Origin of the sequence: Arthrobacter sp. NEB 688 (assembly GCF_013201035.1) — a bacterium.
Taxonomy (GTDB): domain Bacteria; phylum Actinomycetota; class Actinomycetes; order Actinomycetales; family Dermatophilaceae; genus Phycicoccus.
On the sequence record NZ_CP053707.1, the window covers coordinates 2,148,557 to 2,174,386 of the forward strand.

Consider the following 25,830-nt stretch of genomic DNA (forward strand, 5'->3'; position numbering starts at 1 on the left):
CGGTCAGCCCGCGCGGCGCCGCCCGCGGGAGAGGACCGACTCGAGCAGCGGGGTCGACGAGACGGCCAGGCGGCCGTCGGCGAGCTCCTCGGTGAGGCAGGTGATCTCGCGGTGGTACCAGTGGTAGGCGTGCGGGGTCACCGGGCCGGCGGCGTCCGCGTACATCTCCGCGGCGTGGGCCGGCACGAGCTCGAGGGCGTCGCGCACCTCGGCGGCGCTCGTGCACGTCTGGAAGACCATCGCGTGCCGGTGCGGCATGGCGAAGACCACGCCGCCCGAGAGGTCGGAGCCCGGCGCCCAGCGCTCGAGCATCGCGGGGAGGAAGCGGGCGAAGGACGAGGTGTAGGGGGAGTCGCCGACGAGCGCCGTCACCGAGTGGCGCGCGCTGCCGAGGCGGATGCGCTCGACGTCGGCGTCGTCCATCCGGCGCAGGAGGTTCGCGCGGGCGATCTCCATGAGGCTCGAGAGGCTGCGTCGGGTCGCGAGGACGCGGGCCTGGGGGAGGGTGACGATGCTCGTCGGGAGGTCGAGGGTCAGGACCTCCTCGACGTGCTCGGTGAACGGGAGGGCGTACTGGAAGCCCAGCCCGGTGGCGTGCACGCGCTCGCGCGAGACGAGGCGGGCGGTGAGCGCGCCGTCGAACTGCTCCTGCGTCAGGGCGTCGACGTCGGTCTCCGCCGCGGCGGTGAGGCGCTCGAGGTGGGCGCGGACCGCGGCGTCGAGCTCGACGTCGGAGTCGACGTCCGGCACCGGCGCGAGCGGGTGACGGAGGGGAGCGGTCGCTCCCGAGACCATGACGGTGCCCCCTGCGGGCGTGCGCCAGCGATCGAACAGGCCCATGGCCCTGCCTTTCCCTGCATCCCCGTTCCCCCTGCGGAACGAAGTTAAAGAGAGAGTAAAGGGATGACAGGTTCTCGCGCCGGGAAACGAAGAAAGTTGACGTGAGCCGGCAGCCCGATCACGCAGGGCCGCGGTTCGCCCCGGCCGCGGTGCGCCTGCGAGAATCGGGGGACCATGTCCGAGACCCCCGCCCCGCGCCCCGTCCCCGGCCAGCTGACCCTCGTCGCGCCGCGCCGGGGCAAGCCACCGCGCCACCTCGCCGACCTCACGGTCGAGGAGCGCCGCGCGGCGGCGGTGGCGCTCGGCCACCCGGCCTTCCGCGCCAACCAGCTCTCGACGCACTACTTCGAGCGGCTCGTCGACGCCCCGGAGGAGATGACCGACCTCCCCAAGGCCGTCCGTGACGACCTCGTCCGCGACCTCCTGCCCCCGCTGCTCCAGCCGGTCCGCCACATCACGGCCGACCAGGGCGCCACGGTCAAGCAGGTCTGGAAGCTCTTCGACGGCGCGCTCGTCGAGTCCGTCCTCATGCGCTACCCCAACCGGGTGACGGTCTGCATCTCGAGCCAGGCCGGCTGCGGGATGAACTGCCCGTTCTGCGCGACCGGGCAGGAGGGGCTGACCCGCAACATGTCGACCGGCGAGATCGTCGAGCAGGTCGTCGCGGCGGCCCGGATGCTGCGCCACGGCGGGCTGCCGGAGGTCGGTGGCCCGTCCGACGGCGCCGGGCTCGGCGACGAGGCCGAGGGCTCCGACGAGGCACCCGCCGCCGGCCCGGCCCGCGTCAGCAACATCGTCTTCATGGGGATGGGCGAGGCGCTGGCCAACTACAAGGCCGCGATCGGCGCGATCCGGCGCCTCACCGAGCCGGCGCCGTCCGGGCTCGGCATCTCGGCCCGGGGCATCACGATGTCGACCGTCGGCCTCGTGCCGGGCATCGACAAGCTCGCCGCCGAGGGCATCCCGGTGACGCTCGCGCTGTCGCTGCACGCGCCGGACGACGAGCTGCGCGACGAGCTGGTGCCGATCAACACGCGCTTCAAGGTCGACGAGGCCATCGACGCGGCGTACCGCTACTACGAGGTCACCGGGCGGCGCGTGAGCATCGAGTACGCGCTGATCCGCGACATCAACGACCAGGCGTGGCGGGCCGACCTCCTCGGCGAGAAGCTCGCCGCCCGCGGGCGGGGATGGGTGCACGTCAACCCGATCCCGCTCAACCCGACCCCGGGCTCGAAGTGGACGGCGTCGCGCCGCGGCGTCGAGCAGCAGTTCGTCGAGCGGCTGCGCGCCCACGGCATCCCGACGACGGTGCGCGACACCCGTGGGTCCGAGATCGACGGCGCCTGCGGGCAGCTGGCGGCCTCCACCGCCTGACCGCGGGGCCCCGGCGGCACTACGCTGCGAGCGTGCGACGACGCCTGCTCTGCCTGGCCGCGGTCCTGGCCGTGGGCCTGGCCGGCTGCTCCTCGGGCCCGCTGCCCGGGAACCTGGCCGGGAGGTCGACGCACGGCGCCGCCCACGCGGCGGCGACGTCGGTGGCCCCCACCGTCTCGCGCCCGCCGGAGGTCCCGCTGCGCGCGGGCGAGCGCTTCGTCGAGGTGCGCCTGCCCGCGGCGTACACCCCGACGCCGCCGACCCCGACGGCCACCGACGACTACCGCTGCTTCCTCCTCGACCCGCACCTGGCCACCGACCAGCTCGTGGGCGGCGTCGACATCCGGCCCGACAACGCGGCCCTCGTGCACCACGTCATCGTCTCGCGCGTCGAGCCCGCCGGCCTCGCGCAGGCGCAGCGGCTCGACGCCGCCGACCCCGGCGACGGCTGGACCTGCTTCGGCGGCAGCGGGATCCAGGGCATCGGGGTGAACCTCGACGACGCCGACTGGGTCGGCGCGTGGGCGCCGGGCGGCGGCGAGCGGGTGATGGCCGACGACATCGGCATCCCGCTGGCGGCGGGCAGCCGGCTCGTCGTCCAGATGCACTACAACCTCCTCGCCGGCTCCGGCACCGACCGCAGCACCGTCCGGCTGCGGCTCTCGGAGGCGGAGGGCAGCCGCAAGAAGGCGCTCGACACGATGCTCCTGCCCGCCCCCGTCGAGCTGCCGTGCCGCGAGAACCGCACCGCCGGGCTGTGCGCCCGCCCCGTCTCGGTCGCCGACGTCTCGCGGCGCTTCGAGGAGCGGCCGGCGACGGCCGACCTCCTGCACCTGCTCTGCGGGCCGGTCGTGCCCGGGCCGGTCCAGAGCTGCACCCGCCCGGTGCGCGAGAAGGGCACCATCCGGGCCGTCGCGGGGCACATGCACCTGCTCGGGCGGGCCATCAGCGTGGACGTGAACAAGGGCACCGACCGGGCCCGGCGCGTGCTCGACATCGCGAGCTGGGACTTCGACGACCAGGGCAGCATCCCGCTCGAGAAGCCGGTCCGCGTGGGGCCCGGCGACACCGTCACCGTGACCTGCCGGCACGACCAGGGGTTGCGCGACCTGCTGCCGGCCTTCGCGGGGCAGAAGGAGCGCTACGTCGTCTGGGGCGAGGGCACGACCGACGAGATGTGCCTCGGCATCGTCCTGCTCACCCGCCCGTAGCGAGCACCGCGACCGCGTCGGCGAGGTCGTCGACGAGGTGCACGTGCCGGGCCATCGGCCGCCCCGCGGCCAGCGCCGTGAGCGCCGGCCACACGGGCACGGTCTCGCTCCAGTGCCGCGCCCCGACGAGCACGAGCCGGGGGAGCGGGCGCCCGTCGGACGGCTCGCTCTCGTAGTACAGGCGCGTCGCGGCCTGGAAGACCTCCTGCACCGTGCCGGCCGCGCCCTCGAGGACGACGACGCCGGCGCGCGAGCGGGCGAGCAGGCCGTCCTCGCGGATCGCGTTGCTGAAGTACTTCGCGATGCCGTCGCAGAAGACGTTGGGTGGCTCGTGCCCGTAGAACCACGTGGGGATGCCGACGCTGCGCACCGGTCGACCGGCCCGCCCCGCGACGAGCGGCTCGCGCACCTCGAGGGCCAGGCGCGCCCAGGCGTCGACGTCGGGCCGGAAGGACGGGACCGCCCGCAGCCGCTCGACGGCCGCCGCGAGGTCGTCGGGGTCCCCGGCGAGGGCGCCGAGGTTGGCGGCCTCCATCGCACCGGGACCGCCGCCGGTCGCGACGACGAGCCCGGAACGGGCGAGGGCGTGACCGAGCGCGGCGGCGCGGGCGTACGGCTCCTCGTCGCGGCGCAGGGCGTGGCCGCCCATCACCCCGACGACGGGGAGGTCGTCGAGGACGTCGGAGAGGGCGTCGCTCATCGAGTCGTCGTGGACGGCCCGCAGGAGCGTGACGAACACGTCGTGGCCCACGCTCGCGTCACGCGACCAGGCGTGGGCGAGCGCGTCCGGGGTCGCGGCGTAGCCGGAGCCCGTGAGGCCGGCGTAGAGCTCGTCGGGGGAGTACAGGGTCGCCCGGTAGGGGTCGACGGGGGCGTGGGGGTCGGTCGGGAAGACGAGCGCCCCGTGCCGGCGCAGGTGCTCGCCGAGGCCGTCGGGCAGCCGGCCGCCGAGGACGACGAGGCCCTCGAGGTCGGTGCGGGCCAGCAGCCGGTCGACGCGGTCGGTGAGGTCGAGGTCCTGCAGCCGCATCCGCCGCAGGGGCGTGCCCGCGTCGAGCGCTGCGTCGAGGGCGGCGAGGGTCTCGATCTCGTGCACCCGGCGAACCTACCGCCCGGTGGGCCGGGGTCAGTGGCCGCCGGTCAGGCGGGACAGCAGCGGGGCGATGCGGCTGGCCCGGCCGGTGCGCGTCTCCTCGGTGTCGGCGAGGCGGGCGGCCTGGAGGCCGGCGTTGACGCCCAGCCAGCGCAGCGGCTCGGGCTCCCACGACGGCGAGCGGTGCCCGACCCACGGCAGGGCCGTCAGCGCGCTCGTGCGCCCGAGGACCAGGTCGGCGAGCGTGCGCCCGGCGAGGTTGGTGGCGGCGACCCCGTCCCCGACGTAGCCGCCGGCCCGGCCGGTGCGCGTCACCGGGTCCCAGAGCACGGTGGGGTTCCAGTCGCGGGGGATGCCGAGCGGCCCGCCCCACGCGTGGGTGAACCGGACGCCGCGCAGCGCGGGCAGCAGCTCGCTCAGCGTCCGGCGCAGCGAGGTGAAGACGGCCTCCTCGTGGTCGAACTCGGGCCGGATGCCGGAGCCGAGGTGGTAGGGCGCACCGCGCCCCCCGAACGCGATCCGGTCGTCGACCGTGCGCTGGCCGTAGATGACGAGGTGCCCGTGGTCGGTGAAGACCTCGCGCTCCGCGAGGCCGATGCGCTCCCACGTCGCGGCCGACAGCGGCTCGGTCGCGACCATGAGCGAGTAGACCGGCACGAGCGCGCGCTCGTGGCCGGGCAGCTGCGGGGTCCATCCCTCCGTCGCCAGCACGACCGCCCGGGCGCTCAGCCGGCGCCCGTCGTCGAGGACGACGACGCCGTCACCGGCCCGGGCGACGCGCACGCCCTCGGCGACCTTCGCGCCCATCCGGCGCACCGCCGCGCCGAGGCCGTCGGCGAGGTCGCGCGGCTGCACCCGGGCGCAGTGCGGGTTGAAGGTGGCGCCGAGGGCGCCGGGGGAGTCGAGGCGCTCTCGGGCCTCCTGCGGCCCGAGCCACGTCGTGCCGTCGCCCCACGCGGCGCCGTGCGTGGCGGCCGCCCGGGCACGGGCCACCTGCGCCTCGCTCCGCGCGAGGGCGAGCGTCCCACCCTTGACGAAGCCCGCGCCCAGCCCCTCGGTGGCGTCGACCCGGCCGACCTCGTCGACGGTGTCGCGCAGGGCGGCCAGCAGGGAGAGCGTCGCCTCGCGGCCGTGCCGGGCGGCGACGGTGTCGGCCCCGACCGGCCACAGGGCCGAGACCCAGCCGCCGTTGCGGCCGCTCGCCCCGAAGCCGACGTGCTCGGACTCCAGGACGAGGACCTCGAGCGAGGGGTCGGCGCGCAGCAGGTAGTACGCGGTCCACAGCCCGGTGAAGCCGCCGCCCACGACGACGACGTCGGCCCGCAGCGGCAGGTCGACGTCGGTCGTCGGCGGCGTGGTCGCGGAGCGCGTGTCCCACCAGAGCGGGGCGGTGCCCGTCGAGGCGCCCACGCTCAGAGGTGGTTCTCGGCCTCGGTGAGCACCGAGCGCAGGCGGCGCTCGATCTCGTCGAACTCCGAGGGGCCCATCGTCAGCGGGGGTGCGAGCTGGACGACGGGGTCGCCGCGGTCGTCGGCGCGGCAGTACAGCCCGGCGTCGAAGAGCGCCTTGGAGAGGAAGCCGCGCAGCAGCCGCTCGCTCTCGGCGTCGTCGAAGGTCTCGCGGGTCGTCTTGTCCTTGACGAGCTCGATCCCGTAGAAGTAGCCGGCCCCGCGCACGTCACCGACGAGCGGCAGGTCGAGCAGCTTCTCGAGGGTGCGCTTGAAGACCGGGGCGTTCTCCTTGACCCGGTCGTTGAGGCCCTCGGCGTCGAAGATGTCGAGGTTGGCCATCGCCGCGGCGCACGAGACGGGGTGCCCGCCCCACGTGTAGCCGTGCGGGAAGTACGTCGTGCCCTTCCTGAACGGCTCGAAGAGGCGCTCGCTCGCGATCATCAGGCCGAGCGGGGCGTAGCCGGAGGTGATGCCCTTCGCGGTCGTGATGATGTCCGGGACGTAGCCGAAGTCCTGGCAGGCGAACATCGAGCCGATGCGGCCGAAGGCGCAGATCGTCTCGTCCGAGACGAGGAGGACGTCGTACTCGTCGCAGATCTCGCGGACCCGCTCGAAGTAGCCGGCCGGCGGCGGGAAGCAGCCGCCCGAGTTCTGCACCGGCTCGAGGAAGACGGCGGCGACGGAGTCGGGCCCCTCGAACTCGATGGCCTCGGCGATCCGGTCGGCGGCCCAGCGGCCGAAGGCCTTCTCGTCCTCGCGCAGGTGCTCCGGCGCGCGGTACATGTTCGTGTTCGGCACCTTGTGCCCACCGGGCACGAGCGGCTCGAACGGCATCTTCGCGTCGGGGATGCCCGTGATCGACAGGGCTCCCTGCGGCGTGCCGTGGTAGGCCACCGAGCGCGAGATGACCTTGTGCTTGGTCGGCTTCCCGGTCAGCTTGAAGTACTGCTTGGCCAGCTTCCACGCGGTCTCGACGGCCTCGCCGCCGCCCGTCGTGAAGAAGACCCGGTTGAGGTCGCCCGGCGCGTGGTGGGCGAGACGCTCGGCGAGCTCGATGGCCCGCGGGTGCGCGTAGGACCACAGCGGGAAGAACGCCAGCTCGGCGGCCTGCGTGGCCATCGCCTCGGCGATGGCGGTGCGGCCGTGCCCGGCGTTGACGACGAAGAGGCCGGCGAGGCCGTCGATGTACTCGTTGCCGCGGTCGTCCCAGACCCGCCAGCCCTCGCCGCGCGTGATGATCGGCACCGACTGCCCGAGGCCGCCGTGGCCGGGGTCCTCGAAGGTCGAGTGGCGCGTGAAGTGCATCCACAGGTGGTCGCGGGCGGCCTCGGAGTAGAGGGCGCCGGTGGCGGTGCGGCGGTCCGAGCTGGGCTCGCCGACGTCGTTCGGGTGGATGCTCATCGGGTGCCCCAGTTGTAGTGCTGCTTGTTGAGCTTGAGGTAGACGAAGGTCTCGGTGCTGGCGACGCCGGGCAGCTGTCGGATGCGCTGGGTCAGCAGCTCGAGGAGGTGGTCGTCGTCCTCGCAGACCACCTCGGCCAGCACGTCGAACGAGCCGGCCGTCGTCACGACGTAGTCGACCTCGGGCATGTCGGAGAGGGCCTGGCCGAGGTCGACGAGGTCGCCCCCGGCGCGGATGCCGATCATCGCCTGGCGCCGGAACCCCACCTGGAGGGGGTCGGTCACGGCGACGATCTGCATCACCTCGGCGTCGAGGAGGCGCTGGACGCGCTGGCGGACCGCGGCCTCGGAGAGCCCCACCGCCTTGGCGATGGCGGCGTAGGACTGCCGCCCGTCCTCCTGGAGGAGCTCGATGATGCGCTTCGCGACGTCGTCGAGGCGGATGTCGTGGGAGCGGTCGCGGGGCTGCCGTGCGGTCACGGGCCCCATCGTGGCTGCTGGGAGGGGGTGACGCAAGTACCACGGAACGGATTCCGCAACTTCCGTGCCACATTCGTGCAACATTCCCCATGAATCATGGACGGACCCTAGTGATTTCGCGGTCTGCCGTACTACTGTGCCCGCAGCCGCGTGCCCGGTCACCCCGGCCACCGCCGTCCACCCGCCACCGACCCCCGGGAGCACCAGACATGACCAGCCCTCGCGCGCTGAAGAACTTCGTCGACGGGGCCTCCGTGGAGGCCACCACCGGCGCCACGACGGACGTCGTCAACCCGTCCACCGGTCAGGTCGTCGCGCAGGCACCGGTGAGCGGCGCCGAGGACGTCGACCGCGCCTACGCGGCGGCCTCGAAGGCGTTCGGGGAGTGGGGGAGCACGACGCCGAGCGAGCGCCAGCAGGCGCTGCTCAAGATCGCCGACGCGCTCGAGTCGCGGGCCGAGGAGATCATCGCGCTGGAGTCGGAGAACACCGGCAAGATCAAGGCGCTCACGGCGAGCGAGGAGATCCCGCCGATGGTCGACCAGCTGCGCTTCTTCGCCGGCGCGGCGCGCGTCCTCGAGGGCAAGGCGGCCGGCGAGTACATGGCCGGGCACACCTCATGGATCCGTCGCGAGCCGATCGGGGTCGTCGGCCAGGTGACGCCGTGGAACTACCCGCTCCTCATGGCCGTGTGGAAGATCGCGCCGGCGCTCGCGGCGGGCAACACCGTCGTCCTCAAGCCGAGCGACACCACCCCCGAGTCCACGCTCCTCCTCGCCGAGATCGCCTCCGAGTTCCTGCCCGCGGGCACGCTCAACGTCGTCACCGGTGACCGTGAGACCGGCCGCCTCGTCGTCGAGCACCGCACCCCCTCGCTCGTCGCCATCACCGGCTCGGTCCGCGCCGGCGCCGAGGTCGCGGCCAGCGCCGCGCCCCAGGTCAAGCGGGTGCACCTCGAGCTCGGCGGCAAGGCCCCGGTCGTCGTCTTCGACGACGCCGACATCGAGGCCGCCGTCGAGGGCATCGCGGTCGCCGGCTACTTCAACGCCGGCCAGGACTGCACCGCGGCCACCCGCGTCCTCGCCGCCCCGCACATCCACGACGACTTCGTCGCGGCCCTCGCCGAGTACGCGAGGAGCTCCGCGCCGGTCGGCCTGCCCGACGACGAGGACGCGCTCTTCGGCCCGGTCAACAACGCGCGCCAGCTCGCGCACGTCTCGGGCTTCATCGAGCGGCTCCCCGGCCACGCGCAGGTCGCAGCCGGCGGCAACCGGGTCACCTCGCTCGGCGACGGCTACTACCTCGAGCCGACCGTCCTCTCCGGCCTGCGCCAGGACGACGAGGCCATCCAGCAGGAGATCTTCGGGCCGGTCATCACGGTCCAGCGCTTCACCGACGAGGCCGAGGCGGTCGCCTGGGCCAACGGCGTCGACTACGGCCTGGCGTCCTCGGTGTGGACCAAGGACTTCGGCCGGGCGATGCGCATGAGCAAGGCCCTCGACTTCGGGTGCGTGTGGATCAACACCCACATCCCGCTCGTCGCCGAGATGCCGCACGGCGGCTACAAGAAGTCCGGGTACGGCAAGGACCTGTCGATGTACGGGTTCGAGGACTACACCCGGGTCAAGCACGTCATGGCCAACATCGAGAGCTGAGACAGGACACCGATGGCACCCCTCCGCCGACGGCCCCCCGCCGACCCCGCCGTCCGCGGCCTGGTCCGCGCCGCCCGTTCCACGCAGCTCTCGCGCCGCTCCCTCCTCGGGACCGCCGCGCTGGGCGGCGCGGCCGCCACCCTCGCCGGGTGCGCCCCGCCGGCCCCGCCGGCCGGGGGAGCGGCCGCCCTCACGCTGCCGGAGGACCTGTCCTCCCGCGAGAAGGTCGTGCGCTGGGCGAACTGGACCGCGTACCTCGACTACGACGAGGACACCAAGCAGTACCCGACCCTCGAGGCGTTCATCAAGGAGACGGGCATCAAGGCCACGTACTCCGAGGACATCGAGGACAACGACTCCTACTTCAACAAGATCGCGCCCCAGCTGCGCGCGAAGCAGGACGTGGGCAAGGACATCTTCGTCTTCACCGACTGGATGGCCAACCGCGTCATCCGCGAGCAGCTCGCGCAGCCGCTCGAGATCATCCGGATGCCCAACGCCTCCAACCTCCTCGACAGCCTCAAGGACGTCAGCTTCGACCCGGGGCGCAACTACTCGCTCACCTGGCAGTCGGGCTTCGCGGGCATCGGCTACGACAAGACGAAGGTCTCGAAGGAGATCAAGACCCTCGACGACCTGTGGACCGACGAGCTCAAGGGCCGCATCGTCGTCCTGTCCGAGTTCCGCGACACCGTCGCGCTCGTCATGCAGAGCCAGGGCGTCGACATCACCGGCGGCTGGGGTCGCACCCAGTTCGAGAACGCCGTCGCGGTCATCGAGCAGAAGATGTCCGAGGGCTACATCCGCCGGATCAAGGGCAACAGCTACCTCGAGGACCTCAAGTCCGGCAACGCGATCGCCGGCATCGTGTGGAGCGGCGACCTCTTCGTCCTGCGCGCCGAGACCGAGAACGACAACTGGGAGTTCGTCATCCCGGAGTCCGGCGGCACGCTCTGGAGCGACAACATGATGGTGCCGATCACCTCGACGCACCGACGCAACGCGATGACGCTCATGGACTACTACTACGAGCCCGCGGTCGCCGCCCAGGTCGCCGCCTGGGTCAACTACGTCTGCCCGGTCCAGGGCGCGCAGGAGGAGCTCGCGAAGTCCGACCCCGACCTCGCCGAGAGCCCGTTCATCTTCCCCTCGGCGCAGTACATCAAGGACAACAACATCCAGGGCTTCCCGGCGCTCTCGCCCCAGGACGACCAGGCCTACAGCGCCATCTGGCAGAAGGTGCAGGGCAACTGATGGCACGCAGCAACGGCTTCCGCGAGGCCAAGGGCGACCTGCGCCTCGAGTCCGTCACCAAGTCCTTCGGCGACTTCACGGCCGTCGACGACCTCGACCTCGTCGTCCCGCGCGGCTCGTTCTTCGCCCTCCTCGGCCCCTCGGGCTGCGGCAAGACGACGACCCTGCGGATGGTCGCCGGGCTCGAGCAGCCCACGGCCGGCAAGGTGCTCATCGGTGACACCGAGATCACCGGCAGCCGCCCCTACGAGCGGCCGGTCAACACGGTCTTCCAGAGCTACGCGCTCTTCCCGCACCTGACCATCCGCGACAACGTCGCGTTCGGCCCCAAGCGCCGCGGCGACAAGAACGCCCAGGCCCTCGCCGACGAGACCCTCGCGCTCGTCCAGGTCGACCACCTCTCGGCCCGCAAGCCCTCGCAGCTCTCGGGCGGCCAGCAGCAGCGCGTCGCGCTCGCCCGGGCCCTGGTCAACCGGCCCGAGGTGCTCCTCCTCGACGAGCCGCTCGGCGCCCTCGACCTCAAGCTGCGACGCCAGCTCCAGGTCGAGCTCAAGCGGATCCAGACCGAGGTCGGGCTCACCTTCATCCACGTCACCCACGACCAGGAGGAGGCCATGACGATGGCCGACACCGTCGCGGTGATGAACCACGGGCGGATCGAGCAGATGGGCCGCCCGGCCGACCTGTACGACCTGCCGCGCACGTCGTTCGTCGCGAACTTCGTCGGCCGCTCCAACCTCGGCACCGGCCAGGTCGTCGACCGCGACGGCGACAGCCTCGTCGCGGAGGTCCAGGGCACGAAGGTCAAGGTGCCGCTGGCCCGGGCGAACGCCACCGACGGCCAGGTGATGTTCGGCGTGCGCCCCGAGAAGGTGCGCGTGCTGCGCCGCCCGCCGGAGGGCACCGGCGACGACGTGCGGGGCACCGTCCTCGACGTCTCGTTCACCGGCGTCGCGACCGAGTACCTCGTCCGCCTCCCGAGCGGCACCGTCTGGAGCTGCTACGAGCAGAACCTCGACGTCGACCCGATCGACCTGCGGCCCGGTGACGACGTGTGGATCGCCTGGAACCACGCGCACGCGTTCACCGTGCCGGCCGACGAGGCCGAGGCCAAGGCCGCCGCGGAGGCGACGGCGTGAGCGCCCTCGCCCACGCCGGCTCGGCGGGGGGTGCGCCCGCGGGCGACACGCCACCGCAGGAGCGCGAGGGCCGCAGCTGGCTGCCCTACCTCCTGCTGGTCCCCGGGGCCCTGTGGCTGCTCGTCTTCTTCGTCGTGCCGCTCGTCCAGCTGTTCACCGTCAGCCTCCAGTCGCAGTTCCCCGGCTACCCGGGCTACTACTACCGGGACGTGAACTTCTCGAACTACCTCACGGCGCTCACCGACTTCGCGCCGCAGTTCGGCCGTTCCCTGCTCTTCGCGGGGCTCGCGACGTTCTTCGCGTTCTGCCTGGCCTACCCGCTGGCGTACGCGATGGCGTTCAAGGCCGGGCGCTGGCGCAACATCATGCTCATCGCGGTCATCGCGCCGTTCTTCACCTCGTTCATCCTCCGCACCGTCGCCTGGCGCCAGATCCTCGCCGACGAGGGCCCGGTCGCGAGCACGCTCAACGCCCTGCACCTGCTGCCCGGCGGCCACATCACCGAGACGTGGGCGGCGGTCGTGGCGGGCCTGACGTACAACTTCCTGCCCTTCATGGTGCTGCCGATCTACGCGAGCCTCGAGCGTGCGGACCACCGGGTCATCGAGGCCGGGGGAGACCTGTACGCCAACGGGTTCACCACCTTCCGCACGGTGACCCTGCCGATGTCGATGCCCGGCGTCCTCGCCGGCACGCTGCTCACCTTCATCCCGGCCGCCGGTGACTACGTCAACGCCGACCTGCTCGGCGCCGACGACACGAAGATGGTCGGCAACGTCATCGAGAGCCAGTTCTTCAAGGTGCTCGGCGGCTTCCCCGTCGCCGCGGCGCTGTCCTTCACGCTCATGGCGCTCATCCTCGCCATGGTGTTCGTCTACGTCCGCCGCTTCGGGACGGAGGAGCTGGTGTGATCCGCTGGTTGACCAACCGCTTCGCGATCATCGTCGCGGTCCTCGTGCTGCTCTATCTCTTCCTGCCCGTCGCCTACACGTTCGTCTTCTCGTTCAACAACTACCGGAAGTCGAACATCGTCTGGAACCCGGTCGGGAGCCCGACGCTCAAGCACTGGAAGGACCCCTGCGGCGCGCCGGGCGTGTGCGACGCGCTCGTCACCTCGCTGCAGATCGGCGTCATCGCCACGGTCATCGCCACCGTGCTGGGCACGCTGCTGGCCTTCGCGCTCGTGCGCCACCAGTTCCGCGGCAAGGCGACGAGCAACGTCCTCGTCTTCGTCCCGATGGCCACCCCCGAGATCGTGCTCGGCGCGAGCCTGCTGACGATCTTCGTCCAGGGCTTCTCGCGGGTCGGGCTCGGCCTCGGCTTCTGGACGATCACGATCGCCCACATCATGTTCTGCATCAGCTTCGTCGTCGTCACGGTGAAAGCCCGCCTGCAGAGCCTCGACCCGCGCATCGAGGAGGCGGCGCAGGACCTCTACGCGGGGCCCGGCGCCACGTTCTGGCGGGTCACCTTCCCGCTCGTCCTCCCGGGCATCGTCGGGGCGGCGCTGCTGTCGTTCTCGCTCTCCTTCGACGACTTCATCATCACGAACTTCGTCTCCGGCAACGAGACGACGTTCCCCAAGTTCGTCTACGTCTCCTACCTGCGCGGGATCCCCGCCCAGGCCAACGTCATCGGCTTCTCGATGTTCGTGCTCGCCCTCGCGCTGGTCATCATCGGCCAGCTCGTCGGCAACGCCCGCCGCAGCAGCAAGTGACCCCCCGCCGGGGACCATCCCCGGCCGACCGGAAGGTACCCGTGCGCGTCCTCATGATCGGTGCGGGCGGCGTCGGCGACGCCGCCGCACGCATCGCCGCAGAGCGTGACTTCTTCGAGGCGTGGGTCGTCGCCGACCACGACGTCTCCCGGGCGGAGCGGACGGTGGCCGCGGCCACCGGCCGGCGCGAGGGCGAGGCCCGCTTCCGCGCCGCGCAGGTCGACGCCTCGGACGCCGCGGCCGTCGAGGCGCTCGTCCGCGAGGTGGGCGCCACGCACGTGCTCAACGCCGTCGACCCGCGCTTCGTCGTGACGATCTTCGAGGGCACCCGCGCCGCCGGCGCCGACTACCTCGACATGGCGATGAGCCTCTCGCGGCGCCACCCCGACGAGCCGTACGCCAAGGTCGGCGTCAAGCTCGGCGACGAGCAGTTCGCGCAGGCGGGGGAGTGGGAGTCCGAGGGGCGCCTGGCCCTCGTCGGCATGGGGGTCGAGCCGGGCCTGTCCGACGTCTTCGCCCGCTACGCCGCCGACCACCTGTTCTCGGAGATCGACGAGCTCGGCACCCGCGACGGCGCCAACCTCGTCATCCGCGACGAGGAGGGCAACGAGGTCTTCGCGCCGGGCTTCTCGATGTGGACGATCATCGAGGAGTGCCTCAACCCGCCGGTCGTCTGGGAGAAGGACCGCGCCGGTGAGCCCGACGGCGGCTGGTCGACCCTGCCGCCGTTCAGCGAGCCCGAGGTCTTCGAGTTCCCCGAGGGCATCGGCCCGGTCGAGTGCGTCCACGTCGAGCACGAGGAGGTGCTCCTCATGCCGCGGTGGGTCGACGCGCAGAAGGTCACCTTCAAGTACGGGCTCGGCGAGGAGATGATCACCATCCTGCGCACGCTGCACACCCTCGGCCTGGACCGCACCGACCCGGTCACCGTCAAGGGCGTGCAGGTGAGCCCGCGCGACGTCGTCGCCGCGGTCCTCCCGGACCCGCAGAGCATCGGTCCGCGGATGGAGGGCAAGACGTGTGCCGGCCTGTGGGTCACCGGGACCGGCAAGGACGGGCAGCCGCGCCGCACGTACCTCTACCACGTCTCCGACAACGCCGACACGATGCGCGAGTACGACGCCCAGTGCGTCGTCTGGCAGACCGCGGTCAACCCCGTCGTCGCCCTCGAGCTGCTCTCGACCGGTGCCTGGTCCGGCGCCGGCGTGCTCGGCCCGGAGGCCTTCGACGCCGTGCCGTTCCTCGACCTGCTCGCCGCCCCGAAGCCCGCCGGCTACGGCTCGCCCTGGGGCCTCGAGGACCGCTGACCCCGGGCGGCCCCCGGCCGTCCCGAGCGTCCTAGGCTCGACCCGTCCGGCGCACCCGCGCCGTCCAGCCCCACCGGAGGAGATCATGGCGACCACGCAGAAGGCCCTCATCGAGTCGGTCCCGACCGGCCTGCTCATCGGCGGCCGGTGGCGCGAGGCCGGTGGCGGGGCCCGGTTCGAGGTCCACGACCCCTCCAGCGGGGCGACGCTGACGACGTGCGCCGACGCGACCCCCGAGGACGGGATGGCCGCGCTCGCCGCCGCCGCCGACGCCCAGCCCGCGTGGGCGGCCACGGCGCCCCGCGACCGGGCCGAGATCCTGCGGCGCGCGTTCGAGATGGTCACCGCCCGCGCCGACGACCTCGCCCTGCTCATGACCCTCGAGATGGGCAAGACCGTCGCCGAGGCCAAGGGCGAGGTCACATACGGCGCCGAGTTCTTCCGCTGGTTCTCGGAAGAGGCGGTGCGCATCCACGGCCGCTACTCCGTGGCCCCCAACGGCGCCACCCGCCTGCTGACGATGGCGCAGCCCGTCGGCCCGACCCTCATGATCACGCCCTGGAACTTCCCGCTCGCGATGGGCACCCGCAAGATCGGCCCCGCCGTCGCCGCCGGCTGCACGATGGTCGTCAAGCCCGCCGCCGAGACGCCGCTGACGATGCTCCTGCTCGCCGAGATCATGGGCGAGGCCGGCCTGCCCGACGGCGTCCTCAACGTCGTGACGACCACCCGCTCGGGCGAGGTCTGCGAGCCGGTCATCCGCGACCCGCGCCTGCGCAAGCTGACCTTCACCGGGTCGACGGCCGTCGGCAAGAAGCTCGTCGAGCAGTCGGCCGAGCAGCTGCTGCGCGTCTCGATGGAGCTCGGCGGCAACGCCCCGTTCGTCGTCTTCGAGGACGCCGACCTCGACGCCGCCGTCGAGGGCGCGATGCTCGCGAAGATGCGCAACATCGGCGAGGCCTGCACCGCCGCCAACCGCTTCTTCGTCCACGAGGACGTCGCCGACGAGTTCTCCCGCCGGCTCGCCGAGAGGATGACCGGCCTCACCGTCGGCAAGGGCACGAAGAAGGGCGTCGACGTCGGCCCGCTCATCACCGAGAAGGCCCGCCGCGGCGTCCACGAGCTCGTCGAGGACGCCGTCGGCAAGGGCGCGACCGTGCTCACCGGCGGTGCCCCGGTCGAGGGGCGCGGGTGGTTCTACCAGCCGACCGTGCTCACCGACGTGCCCGACGGCGCCCGCTGCCTCACCGAGGAGATCTTCGGGCCGGTCGCCCCCATCTGCACCTTCGCGACCGAGGCCGAGGCGGTCCGGCGCGCGAACGAGACCGAGTACGGCCTCGTCGGCTACGTCTTCACCCGCGACAACGCCCGCGTCCTGCGGGTCGCCGAGGCCCTCGAGTTCGGGATGGTCGGCGTCAACACCGGCATCGTCTCCAACCCGGCCGCGCCCTTCGGCGGCGTCAAGCAGTCCGGGTTCGGCCGCGAGGGCGGCTTCGAGGGCATCGAGGAGTACCTCGAGGTCAAGTACGTGGGTCTCGCGACCTGACGCCGGCCACGACGCGGGCGGCCTCGGCCGAAGGGACAGGATCGCCCGCGTCCGGCTGCGCCGGGGCCGCCCCCGGTGCTCCACTGGCCCCATGAGCCGCGCCCGTCACTCCGAGCGACCGGACCGCCAGCGGTCCGTGCGCTCCTTCCTCGACGACACCGACGAGGCGCTGCGCCTCGGCGCCCGCCCGGGGGCGACGGTCTGGCCGACCGGGTTCGACCTCCTCGACACGACGTTCACCGGCGGGCTGCGCTCCGGCGAGCTCGTCCTGCTCGCCGGCACCGAGGGCGCCGGCAAGACGACCTTCGCGATGCAGATGATGCGCAACGCGGTCGTCACCGGGCGCCACGCCGTCGTCTTCTCGTTCGAGCTGACCGCCGCGTCGCTCATCCAGCGCCTCCTCGGGCTCGAGGCGGCCAGCGCGGCCGACCGGCTCGACGACCCCGTCTACCCGGCCGCCGACGTCCGCGCCTTCCGGGCCGTCCTCGAGGCCGAGGACCCCGACCGCCGCGGCCTCGGCTCCGCGATGCGGGGCCTGTCCTTCGGCCAGGAGGCGCTCATGTCGATCGAGCAGTACTCCGACCGGCTGCACATCGTCGAGGGCAACCGGACGACGACGATCGCCCAGGTCGCGGCCACCGTCGCGGCCGTCGCCGACGAGACCGGCGAGCCGCCGGTCGTCCTCGTCGACTACCTCCAGAAGATCCCGGTCGACGGCATCGCCGGCACCGCCGACGAGACCACCCGGGTCACCTTCGTCGCCGAGACGCTCAAGGAGATGGCGATGGAGCTCGAGTGCCCCGTCGTCGCCATCACGGCCGCCGACCGCGAGAGCCTCGGCGCCGGGCACCGGATGCGCACCCGCGACCTGCGCGGCAGCAGCGCCCTCGCCTACGAGGCCGACATCGTGCTCATCCTCCAGACCAAGGAGAACATCGTCGCCCGCGAGCACCTGACCTACGACCTCGGCGCGATCAAGACCTACCGCCGCTGGGTCGTCGTCACCGTCGAGAAGAACCGCTTCGGCGGCGGGCAGGTCGAGCTCGAGGTCGAGAAGGACTTCGAGCACGGCCGCTACCGCCCGCACGTGCGCGTCGTCGCGGAGCGCCTCATCGAGGAGCGCGTCTTCACCTCGTGAGCCATGAGGCAGGATGGCGAGCCGTGAGCTCCCGCACCGTCGCCGTCCTCGGCTCCACCGGGTCCATCGGCACCCAGGCCCTCGAGGTCGTCGCCGCCCACCCCGACCGCTTCACCGTCGTCGCCCTCTCGGCGGGCGGCAACCTGCGCCTGCTCGCCGAGCAGGCCGCCGCCACCCGCGCGCCCCTCGTGGCGGCCGCGCGCGGCGACGTCGAGGAGGTGCGCGCGGCGGTGGCCGCCGCCGCGGGCGACCCGTCCTACCGCCCCGAGGTCGTCGTCGGCGAGGACGCCGCGACCCTCGCCGCCGGGTGCGGCGCCGACGTCGTGCTCAACGGCATCACCGGCTCGATCGGCCTGCGCCCCACCCTCGCCGCGCTCGCCGCCGGCTCCACGCTGGCCCTGGCGAACAAGGAGTCGCTCATCGTCGGCGGCCCGCTCGTCAAGGACGCCGCCCGCCCGGGCCAGATCGTCCCCGTCGACTCCGAGCACAGCGCCATCGCGCAGTCGCTGCGGGGCGGCCGGGCTTCGGAGGTGCGCCGGCTCGTCGTCACCGCGAGCGGGGGCCCGTTCCGCGGCCGCAGCCGCGCCGAGCTCGCCGACGTCACGCCGGAGCAGGCGCTCGCGCACCCCAACTTCTCGATGGGCCGGGTCATCACGACGAACTCGGCGACCCTCGTCAACAAGGGCCTCGAGGTCATCGAGGCGCACCTGCTCTTCGACGTCCCCTACGACCGGATCGACGTCGTCGTCCACCCGCAGCAGCAGATCCACTCGATGGTCGAGTTCCACGACGGCTCGACCATCGCCCAGCTCGGCCCGCCCCGGATGCTCGTCCCGATCGGCCTGGGCCTGTCGTGGCCCGAGCGCCTCACCGACGTCGACGTGCCGTGCGACTGGACCGCCGCGCAGAGCTGGGAGTTCCACCCCCTCGACGACGACGCGTTCCCCGCGGTGCGCCTCGCCCGGCGGGTGGGGGAGGCCGGCGGCACCTACCCGGCCGTCTACAACGCAGCCAACGAGGTCGCGGTCGACGCCTTCCACGACGGCACCATCGGGTTCACCGACATCGTCGACACCGTGGCCCGGGTCGTCGACGCCCACGAGGCGGCCGCGGGGCACAATGGGATCGAAGTCGACGCCTCGAGCGTTGACTCCGTGCTCGCCGCCGACCGGTGGGCCCGCGAGCGGGCCCACGACCTCGTGGGGGCGGCACCCGACGACACCCCCGGAGGAGACCGGTGACGATCCTGGCCTACGTGGTCGGCGTGCTCGCGATGGCGTTCGGCGTCGCCGCGTCCATCGCCCTGCACGAGGTCGGGCACCTCGTCCCGGCCAAGCGCTTCGGCGTCAAGGTCACCCAGTACATGGTCGGGTTCGGCCCCACCGTCTGGTCGCGCCGCCGCGGCGAGACCGAGTACGGCGTCAAGGCGGTCCCGCTCGGCGGCTACATCCGGATGATCGGGATGTTCCCGCCCCGGCCCGGGGACGCCCCCGGGATGCTGCGCGCCTCGAGCACCGGCCGGTTCAGCCAGCTCGTCGACGAGGCCCGGGCCGCGAGCCTCGAGGAGGTCCGCCCCGGCGACGAGGACCGCGTGTTCTACCGCCTGTCGGTCCCCAAGAAGGTCGTCGTCATGATGGGCGGCCCGCTGATGAACCTCCTCATCGGTGTCGTGCTGCTCACCCTCTTCGTCACCGTCCACGGCCTCCCGACCGCGCAGCCCGGCGCCCAGGTCGCCTCCGTGGCGCAGTGCGTCGTGCCTGCCGCGCAGGCGTCCCAGGCCACCTCGTGCGCCGGCAAGCCGCAGACCCCCGCCCTCGCGGCGGGCATCCTGCCCGGCGACCGGTTCGTGTCGATCGGGGGCCAGGCGGTCCGCGAGCTGACCGACGTCGGCCGCCTCGTGCGCCCCGCCGCCGGGCGCCCCGTCGACGTCGTCGTCCAGCGCGACGGCCGGCAGCTGTCGCTGACCGTCACCCCGATCCGCACGCAGGTCGCCGTCCTCGACGACCAGGGCCGTCCCGTGACGAACGCCGACGGCACGGTGCAGACGACCGAGGCCGGGTTCCTCGGCGTCACGAGCAGCGCCCCGACCGCGTGGGTCCCGCAGTCCGCCACCGCGGTCCCGGGCATCCTCACCGACGCCGTCGTGCGGACCGCGACCGCGCTCGTCGACATCCCCTCGCGGATGGTCGGGGTCTGGAACGCCGCGTTCTCCGGGGCCCAGCGCGAGGTCGACGGGCCGATGTCGGTCGTCGGCGTCGGTCGGGTCGCGGGCGAGGCCTCCGCCGGCCGCCTCGACTCGCTGACCGGCGGGTCGGTGGGCGACCGGCTGTGGTTCCTCGTCAGCCTGCTCGCGGGCCTCAACCTCATGCTCTTCGTCTTCAACCTCGTGCCGCTGCTCCCGCTCGACGGCGGCCACGTCGCCGGCGCGCTCTGGGAGGGCACCAAGCGCCGCTGGGCCCGGCTGCGCGGCCGCCCCGACCCCGGGTACGTCGACGTCGCCAAGGCGCTGCCCGTGGCGTACTCCGTCGCGATCGTCCTCATCGGGATGTCGGCGCTGCTCATCTACGCCGACCTCGTCAACCCGGTCAAGCTCGGCTGACCCCGGCTCAGCCGGCCGCCCCGACCTCGCCCGGCCACCCCGTCATGGCACCCCGGCACGGCGAGGTGACCCCGGCACCGCAAGGTCACCCCGACCTCGCTGCGCCGTCCCGACCTCGCCCAGCCACCCCGACCTCGTCCTACCGCCCGGACGTCGTCTTGCCGCCCTGACGTCGCCTAGCCGCCCTGTCATGGCACCCCGGCGCGGCGAGGTGACCGCGGCGACGCAGGGTCACCCCGACCCCGCCCCGTCGCCCCGACGTCGCTGCGCCGTCCCGACCTCGCCCAGCCACTCCGACCTCGTCCTACCGCCCGGACGTCGTCTTGCCGCCCTGACGTCGCTTGGCCGCCCTGTCATGGCACCCCGGCGCGGCGAGGTGACTGCGGCGCCGCAGGGTCACCCCGACCTCGTCCCCCCGGCTCAGCCGGCGGCGAGCTCGTCGCGTCGCTGCAGCAGCGTCGCCCGCTCCTGCGCCAGCGCGGCCGAGCGCCGGCCGAGCTCGGCGAGGACGTCACGCACCGCGAGGGCCGCTGCGTCGACGTCCACGAGGGAGTCCTTGATGCGGGCGCGCACCGAGAGGTCGGTGAACAGGTTGTCGAACCAGACGTCGACGGTCCGCATCGTCGGCCCGACGCCGAGGTCGGCGCGCAGGGCCCCCACGGCGCCCACGTCGCCGAGCTCGCGGGCGAAGTCGGCCAGGGCGGTCTGGGCCGCGCCCACGTGCCGACCGGCGTCGTCGAGGCGGTCGTGCTTGACCATCGAGGCGACGAGCCCGCCGCCGAGCCACGTGTCGTAGGTCGACCAGCTCTGGGCCGAGCCGAGGCGCTCGCGGGCGGCGGCCAACTCGTGGGCGGCGCGCCGGCCCGCGGTCGTGGCCTCGTCGAGCTCGGTGGCCTGCGCCTCGACCCGGGCGAGCTCGTCGAGCACGGTCTCGAGCTCGGGGGAGGAGCCGGCGGCCCGCACGGCCTCGGCGTGCGCCCGGCGGGCCCGCTCGACGCGGCCGGGGGTGTCGCCGAGGCGCCCCAGCCGCTCCGCGGTGCTCGCGCGCCGCGACTCGAGGTCGGCGACCCGGGCGCTCGCCGCCTGCAGGGCGTAGCGGGCGGCGGCCTCCTCCGCGCGCTCGCGGTCGAGCTCGCCGGTGCGGGTGCCGCGCACCGCGGCGACGAGGGCGGACCACCCGACGCCCTCGAGCCGCCGGACGTCGTCGGCCTCGAGCCGGTGGCGGCGCTCGACGAGCCCCAGCTCGCGGCGGGCCTCCTCGAGCTCGCGGTCGAGGACGGTCAGCACCTGGCGCAGGTGCCCGGCCTCCTGCGCGTCGGCGACGGCGGCGTCGAGGGTTGCGCGGGTGGAGGAGGTCGCGGGGAGGTCACTCATGGTCCTCGGAGGTTCGGACCGTAGGCTTGGTTCCATGTCCGTCTCCCTCGGTATGCCCGCCGCACCGCCGCCCGTCATCGCCCCCCGCCGCGCGTCCCGCAAGATCCGGGTCGGCAAGGTCGAGGTCGGCGGCGACGCGCCCGTGTCGGTGCAGTCGATGACGACGACGCCGACGACCGACATCAACGCCACGCTCCAGCAGATCGCCGAGCTGACCGCCGCCGGCTGCGACATCGTCCGGGTGGCCTGCCCGAGCCAGGACGACGCCGAGGCGCTGCCGGCCATCGCGCAGAAGAGCCAGATCCCGGTCATCGCCGACATCCACTTCCAGCCGAAGTACGTGTACGCGGCCATCGACGCCGGCTGCGCCGCCGTGCGGGTCAACCCGGGCAACATCCGTCAGTTCGACGACCAGGTCGGCGAGATCGCCCGCCGCGCCAAGGAGGCCGGCGTCTCGATCCGGATCGGCGTCAACGCCGGCTCGCTCGACAAGCGCATCCTCGAGAAGTACGGCAAGCCGACGGCCGAGGCCCTCGTCGAGTCGGCCGTCTGGGAGGCGAGCCTCTTCGAGGAGCACGACTTCCACGACTTCAAGATCTCGGTCAAGCACAACGACCCCGTCGTCATGGTCAAGGCCTACCAGCTGCTCGCCGAGCGCGGCGACTGGCCGCTGCACCTCGGGGTCACCGAGGCCGGGCCGGCCTTCCAGGGCACGATCAAGTCGGCGACCGCCTTCGGCGCGCTGCTGTCCCAGGGCATCGGCGACACCATCCGCGTCTCCCTCTCGGCCCCGCCGGTCGAGGAGGTCAAGGTCGGCATCCAGATCCTCCAGTCGCTCAACCTGCGCCCGCGCAAGCTCGAGATCGTCTCCTGCCCGTCCTGCGGGCGCGCCCAGGTCGACGTCTACAAGCTGGCCGACGAGGTGACGGCCGGGCTCGAGGGGATGACCGTGCCGCTGCGCGTCGCCGTCATGGGCTGTGTCGTCAACGGCCCCGGCGAGGCCCGCGAGGCCGACCTCGGGGTCGCGTCCGGCAACGGCAAGGGCCAGATCTTCGTCAAGGGCGAGGTCATCAAGACCGTCCCCGAGAGCCAGATCGTCGAGACGCTCATCGAGGAGGCCATGCGCATCGCCGAGGAGATGGGCGAGCCCGAGGACGAGCAGTCCGTCGGCGCGCCCAGCGTCACCGTCTCCTGACCCCTCCCGCCCGGGCGGCCGCGACCCCCGCTGACCACGCCGATCCGGAGCGTCCTGTGCTCGGGGCTCCGCGGCCCTAGGCTGTGCACGTGCTGCGCACACGTTCCCCGGTCCGGCCGCTGTCGCTCGCCGACCGCGATGCCGCCCTCGAGGTGTGCGCCCGCGACCTCCCGCGCGGCGTGTTCGTCGCCGCGCGCCTGCTCGAGGGGGCGCGGACCGGCTCCATCGGGTCCGTGCTCGGCCTGCGCGAGGAGGGCGAGCTGCGCTCCCTGTGCTGGGCCAGCGCCAACGTCGTCCCCGTCGGCACGACCCCCGCCGACCAGCCGGCCTTCGCCGAGCGCCTGCGCCGCTGGCGGGGTCGCGCGGCGTCGGTGTTCGGCCCGCGCGAGGAGGTCGAGGGGCTGTGGGGCCACCTCGAGCCGCACTGGGGCACCCCCCGGGCCGTGCGTGCCCACCAGCCGCTGCTCGCGGCGCACCAGCCGCCGTCGGCGCTCGGGGTCGCCCTCGACGAGCGGGTCCGGCCGGCCCGGGCCTCCGAGGTCGACCTGGTCCTGCCCGCCGCCGAGCACATGTTCACCGCCGAGATCGGCTACCGCCCGTACACCGGCTCCAGCCGCGGCTACCGGGCCTCCATCGCCGCGCTCGTCGCCCGCGGCCACACCTACGTCGTCGTCGAGGACGGCGAGGTGGTCTTCAAGACCGACATCGGCAGCATCGCCCTCGGCTGCGCGCAGCTCCAGGGCGTCTGGGTCGCGCCGCGGCTGCGCGGGCAGGGGCACGCCGTGCCGATGCTCGCCGCGGTGCTCGAGCAGGTGATGGCCGGGCAGGCGCCCTTGGTGTCGCTCTACGTCAACGACTTCAACCGCGCAGCCCGGGCCACCTACGAACGCCTGGGCTTTAACGAGGTCGGCGAGTTCTCCACGGTCCTGCTGTGAGCGCCCTGCCCGGCTGATGGCCCTGACCGAGTGGACGCCCCTGCGCCCGGAGGACCTGCCGGACCTGCGCGCGCTCGCGCTCGCGTGCCTGCGCGCCGACGGCGGGCTGCCGCTGCTCGCGGACGAGCCGATGCTGCGACGGCTCTTCCTCGACGGCCCCGGCGTCGGGGGGCGCGACGAGACCGGTGACCTGGTCGCGGCGGCCGCGGTGCGCCCCACGGGGACGGGGGAGTGGAGCGCCACCGGGCTCGTGCGGCCCTCGGCCCGCCACTCCGGGCTCGGCGACCAGCTCGCCGCGTGGTGCGCGCAGCGCTCCGGGGGCGTGCTGACGCGCGTGGTCGTCGAGACCACCTCGCCCGGTACCGACGCCTTCCTCGGCGCGCTCGGGCTTCGCCGGACCTTCGCCGAGCACGTGATGCGCCACGACCTCGACACCGTCCCGCTCGTGCGCCGTCCGCACGGCACGAAGGCCCTCGCCTGGAGCGAGGACACCGCCTCCCTCTTCCACCGCGCGTACCGGGCCTCCTTCGCGGAGCGTCCCGGCTTCCCCGACACCCCGCTCGAGGAGTGGGTCGAGGAGCTGACCTCGGACCCGGGGTTCCGCCCCGACCGCTCGCGGGTCGTCCTCGACCGTGACTCCCGCGTCGCCGGCTTCGTGACGCTCTCGGACTGCTGGGTCGACCAGGTCGGGGTCGTGCCGGCGTGGCGCGGGCGCGGCCTCGGCGCCCACCTCGTCGCCCGCTCTCTCCGCACCCTGTCACGGGGCGGGTGCGGGGAGGCCTGGCTCGCGGTCAACGTCGACAACCCGGCGCACGCGCTCTACGCGCGGCTGGGGTTCGTCGACGCCGGGCTGCGCAGCCGGTGGGAGCGCTCCGCCTGACGTCCCGCCGCTCGGCATGCCTCCGTGCGGGAGACGGCGAAGGGCCCGTCCGCGGGTGCGGACGGGCCCTCGTCGTGGGTGACCGTGCGGTCAGCCGGCTGAGGTCACTTGGTCAGCGGGCCGAGCGTCGGGTCGTTGGCGTACGCCTCGGCGGCGTTGTCCTTGGTGACGATGACCGGGGCGAGGAGGTTCGCCGGGACGACCTTGACGCCGTTGTTGTAGGTCTTGTCGTCGTTGACGGTCGGCTTCTCGCCCTTCTGGAGCGCGGTGACCATCGCGATGGTCTCCTTGACGAGCTCGCGGGTGTCCTTGTTGATCGTGGAGTACTGGATGCCCTCCATGATCGACTTGACCGACTCGACCTCGGAGTCCTGGCCGGTGACGACCGGGACCGGCTTGCCGGCCTGGTTCACCGAGGTGAGGATGGCGCGGGCCAGGGTGTCGTTGGGGGAGAGGACGCCGTCGAGCTCGGTGCTGCCGCTGTAGGAGGCGGCGAGGAGGGTGTCCATGCGCTTCTGGGCGTTCTCGGCCTTCCAGCCCTGGGTGACGGCCTGCTCGAACGAGGTCTGGCCCGAGACGACCTTGAGGGTGCCGTCGTCGATCTTCGGCTGGAGGACGCTCATCGCGCCGTCGAAGAAGACCTTGGCGTTGTTGTCGTCGGGGGAGCCGGCGAAGAGCTCGATGTTGTACGGCCCGTTCGGCTTCTTCTTGGCCATGCCCTCGAGGAGCGCCTGGCCCTGGAGCTCACCGACCTTGAAGTTGTCGAAGGCGACGTAGTAGTCGACGTCGGCGGTGTTCGTCAGGAGGCGGTCGTACGCGATGATCGTCGCGCCGGACTCCTTGGCGGCCTTGAGCTGGGTGCCCAGCTGCGAGCCGTCGATGGCGCCGACGACGATGACCTTGGCGCCCTTGGTGACCATGGCCTGGATCTGGTTCTGCTGCTCCGAGACACCGCCGTTGGCGAACTGCACGTCGCCCTTGAAGCCGGCGGAGGCGAGGCCGTCCTTGAACAGCTGCTCGGCGAGCACCCAGTTCTCGGAGGTCTTCTGCGGCAGCGAGATGCCGATGACCGAGTCGGCCGCGAAGCCGCCGGCCGCGGCCGAGCTGCCCGCGCTGGCCGTGGCGGCCGTGGTGTCGGAGTCGGACCGACCGCAGCCGGTGAGGGCGAGGCCGGCGACCGCGGTGACCGCGAGCGCCTTGGTGAGGTGACGCATATGTGCTCTTCCTTCTACTCGCGCG

General features: G+C 73.0%; 22 protein-coding genes. 15 read left to right on the top strand and 7 right to left on the bottom strand.

Annotated elements, in window-relative coordinates; translation table 11 throughout:
* Positions 1–3 precede the first annotated feature (3 nt).
* Positions 4–840, bottom strand: a complete 837-nt coding sequence (locus HL663_RS10195; protein ID WP_173028280.1) for a hypothetical protein — start codon at positions 838–840, stop codon at positions 4–6.
* A gap of 174 nt (positions 841–1,014) precedes the next feature.
* On the opposite strand from HL663_RS10195, the gene rlmN reads away from it, so the two are divergent.
* Both rlmN and HL663_RS10205 read left to right on the top strand, forming a co-directional pair.
* Positions 1,015–2,217 carry a 23S rRNA (adenine(2503)-C(2))-methyltransferase RlmN gene (gene rlmN / locus HL663_RS10200; RefSeq protein ID WP_173028281.1) on the top strand — a complete coding sequence of 401 codons (1,203 nt, stop codon included), beginning with the start codon at positions 1,015–1,017 and terminating at the stop codon, positions 2,215–2,217.
* Positions 2,218–2,249: 32 nt separating this feature from the next.
* Entirely contained in the window at positions 2,250–3,428 is a 1,179-nt protein-coding gene (locus HL663_RS10205; RefSeq protein ID WP_286175540.1) for a monooxygenase, read from the top strand.
* Here HL663_RS10205 and HL663_RS10210 read toward each other — a convergent pair.
* From HL663_RS10210 to HL663_RS10225, 4 genes are read right to left on the bottom strand one after another with little or no spacing between them, the layout of a single operon-like run.
* On the bottom strand, positions 3,415–4,524 hold the full coding sequence (locus HL663_RS10210; protein ID WP_286175541.1) for an LOG family protein: 1,110 nt from the start codon (positions 4,522–4,524) through the stop codon (positions 3,415–3,417). The genes HL663_RS10205 and HL663_RS10210 overlap by 14 nt on opposite strands.
* Before the next feature lie 30 nt (positions 4,525–4,554).
* Positions 4,555–5,931 carry an NAD(P)/FAD-dependent oxidoreductase gene (locus tag HL663_RS10215; protein ID WP_173028282.1) on the bottom strand — a complete coding sequence of 459 codons (1,377 nt, stop codon included), beginning with the start codon at positions 5,929–5,931 and terminating at the stop codon, positions 4,555–4,557.
* A 2-nt stretch (positions 5,932–5,933) separates the two neighbouring features.
* Positions 5,934–7,373, bottom strand: a complete 1,440-nt coding sequence (locus tag HL663_RS10220) for an aspartate aminotransferase family protein (protein WP_173028283.1) — start codon at positions 7,371–7,373, stop codon at positions 5,934–5,936.
* Positions 7,370–7,861 carry an Lrp/AsnC family transcriptional regulator gene (locus HL663_RS10225; protein ID WP_173028284.1) on the bottom strand — a complete coding sequence of 164 codons (492 nt, stop codon included), beginning with the start codon at positions 7,859–7,861 and terminating at the stop codon, positions 7,370–7,372. The genes HL663_RS10220 and HL663_RS10225 overlap by 4 nt, the downstream gene beginning before the upstream one ends.
* Before the next feature lie 200 nt (positions 7,862–8,061).
* On the opposite strand from HL663_RS10225, the gene HL663_RS10230 reads away from it, so the two are divergent.
* The 10 genes from HL663_RS10230 (at position 8,062) to HL663_RS10275 (ending at position 20,207) form a co-directional block, all read left to right on the top strand.
* A complete protein-coding gene (locus HL663_RS10230; RefSeq protein WP_173028285.1) occupies positions 8,062–9,507 on the top strand; it encodes a gamma-aminobutyraldehyde dehydrogenase in 1,446 nt (481 codons plus the stop codon).
* Positions 9,508–9,519: 12 nt separating this feature from the next.
* Positions 9,520–10,761, top strand: coding sequence for an ABC transporter substrate-binding protein (locus HL663_RS10235; RefSeq protein ID WP_173028286.1), 1,242 nt, complete (start codon positions 9,520–9,522; stop codon positions 10,759–10,761).
* Positions 10,761–11,900, top strand: a complete 1,140-nt coding sequence (locus HL663_RS10240) for an ABC transporter ATP-binding protein (protein WP_173028287.1) — start codon at positions 10,761–10,763, stop codon at positions 11,898–11,900. Before HL663_RS10235 ends, HL663_RS10240 begins: the two co-directional genes overlap by 1 nt.
* Complete coding sequence (locus HL663_RS10245) at positions 11,897–12,811, top strand: ABC transporter permease (protein ID WP_173028288.1); 915 nt, start codon at positions 11,897–11,899, stop codon at positions 12,809–12,811. The genes HL663_RS10240 and HL663_RS10245 overlap by 4 nt, the downstream gene beginning before the upstream one ends.
* Positions 12,808–13,617: an ABC transporter permease gene (locus HL663_RS10250; protein WP_173028289.1), complete on the top strand. Its 810-nt coding sequence runs from the start codon at positions 12,808–12,810 to the stop codon at positions 13,615–13,617. The genes HL663_RS10245 and HL663_RS10250 overlap by 4 nt, the downstream gene beginning before the upstream one ends.
* Before the next feature lie 41 nt (positions 13,618–13,658).
* The gene (locus HL663_RS10255) at positions 13,659–14,924 is read left to right on the top strand and encodes a saccharopine dehydrogenase family protein (protein WP_173028290.1); all 1,266 of its coding nucleotides are present in this window, start codon (positions 13,659–13,661) and stop codon (positions 14,922–14,924) included.
* 85 nt (positions 14,925–15,009) lie between these two features.
* A complete protein-coding gene (locus HL663_RS10260) occupies positions 15,010–16,470 on the top strand; it encodes an NAD-dependent succinate-semialdehyde dehydrogenase (protein ID WP_173028291.1) in 1,461 nt (486 codons plus the stop codon).
* 91 nt (positions 16,471–16,561) lie between these two features.
* A complete protein-coding gene (locus tag HL663_RS10265; protein WP_173028292.1) occupies positions 16,562–17,608 on the top strand; it encodes a DnaB-like helicase C-terminal domain-containing protein in 1,047 nt (348 codons plus the stop codon).
* Between the two features lie 23 nt (positions 17,609–17,631).
* Positions 17,632–18,849, top strand: coding sequence for a 1-deoxy-D-xylulose-5-phosphate reductoisomerase (gene dxr / locus HL663_RS10270; protein WP_173028293.1), 1,218 nt, complete (start codon positions 17,632–17,634; stop codon positions 18,847–18,849).
* On the top strand, positions 18,846–20,207 hold the full coding sequence (locus HL663_RS10275) for a M50 family metallopeptidase (RefSeq protein WP_173028294.1): 1,362 nt from the start codon (positions 18,846–18,848) through the stop codon (positions 20,205–20,207). The genes dxr and HL663_RS10275 overlap by 4 nt, the downstream gene beginning before the upstream one ends.
* 420 nt (positions 20,208–20,627) lie before the next feature.
* Here the strand turns inward: HL663_RS10275 and HL663_RS10280 are convergent, their stop codons facing one another.
* Positions 20,628–21,581, bottom strand: a complete 954-nt coding sequence (locus HL663_RS10280) for a hypothetical protein (RefSeq protein ID WP_173028295.1) — start codon at positions 21,579–21,581, stop codon at positions 20,628–20,630.
* A gap of 34 nt (positions 21,582–21,615) precedes the next feature.
* Here HL663_RS10280 and ispG point away from each other — a divergent pair, with 34 nt between their 5' ends.
* The 3 genes from ispG (at position 21,616) to HL663_RS10295 (ending at position 24,591) form a co-directional block, all read left to right on the top strand.
* A complete protein-coding gene (gene ispG, locus HL663_RS10285; protein ID WP_173028296.1) occupies positions 21,616–22,776 on the top strand; it encodes a flavodoxin-dependent (E)-4-hydroxy-3-methylbut-2-enyl-diphosphate synthase in 1,161 nt (386 codons plus the stop codon).
* A gap of 89 nt (positions 22,777–22,865) precedes the next feature.
* On the top strand, positions 22,866–23,711 hold the full coding sequence (locus HL663_RS10290; RefSeq protein WP_173028297.1) for a GNAT family N-acetyltransferase: 846 nt from the start codon (positions 22,866–22,868) through the stop codon (positions 23,709–23,711).
* A 16-nt stretch (positions 23,712–23,727) separates the two neighbouring features.
* Positions 23,728–24,591 (top strand): GNAT family N-acetyltransferase, encoded by an 864-nt coding sequence (locus HL663_RS10295; RefSeq protein WP_173028298.1) that lies wholly within the window; start codon positions 23,728–23,730, stop codon positions 24,589–24,591.
* Positions 24,592–24,695: 104 nt separating this feature from the next.
* Here the strand turns inward: HL663_RS10295 and HL663_RS10300 are convergent, their stop codons facing one another.
* Complete coding sequence (locus tag HL663_RS10300; protein WP_173030114.1) at positions 24,696–25,805, bottom strand: substrate-binding domain-containing protein; 1,110 nt, start codon at positions 25,803–25,805, stop codon at positions 24,696–24,698.
* Between the last annotated feature and the right edge of the window lie 25 nt (positions 25,806–25,830).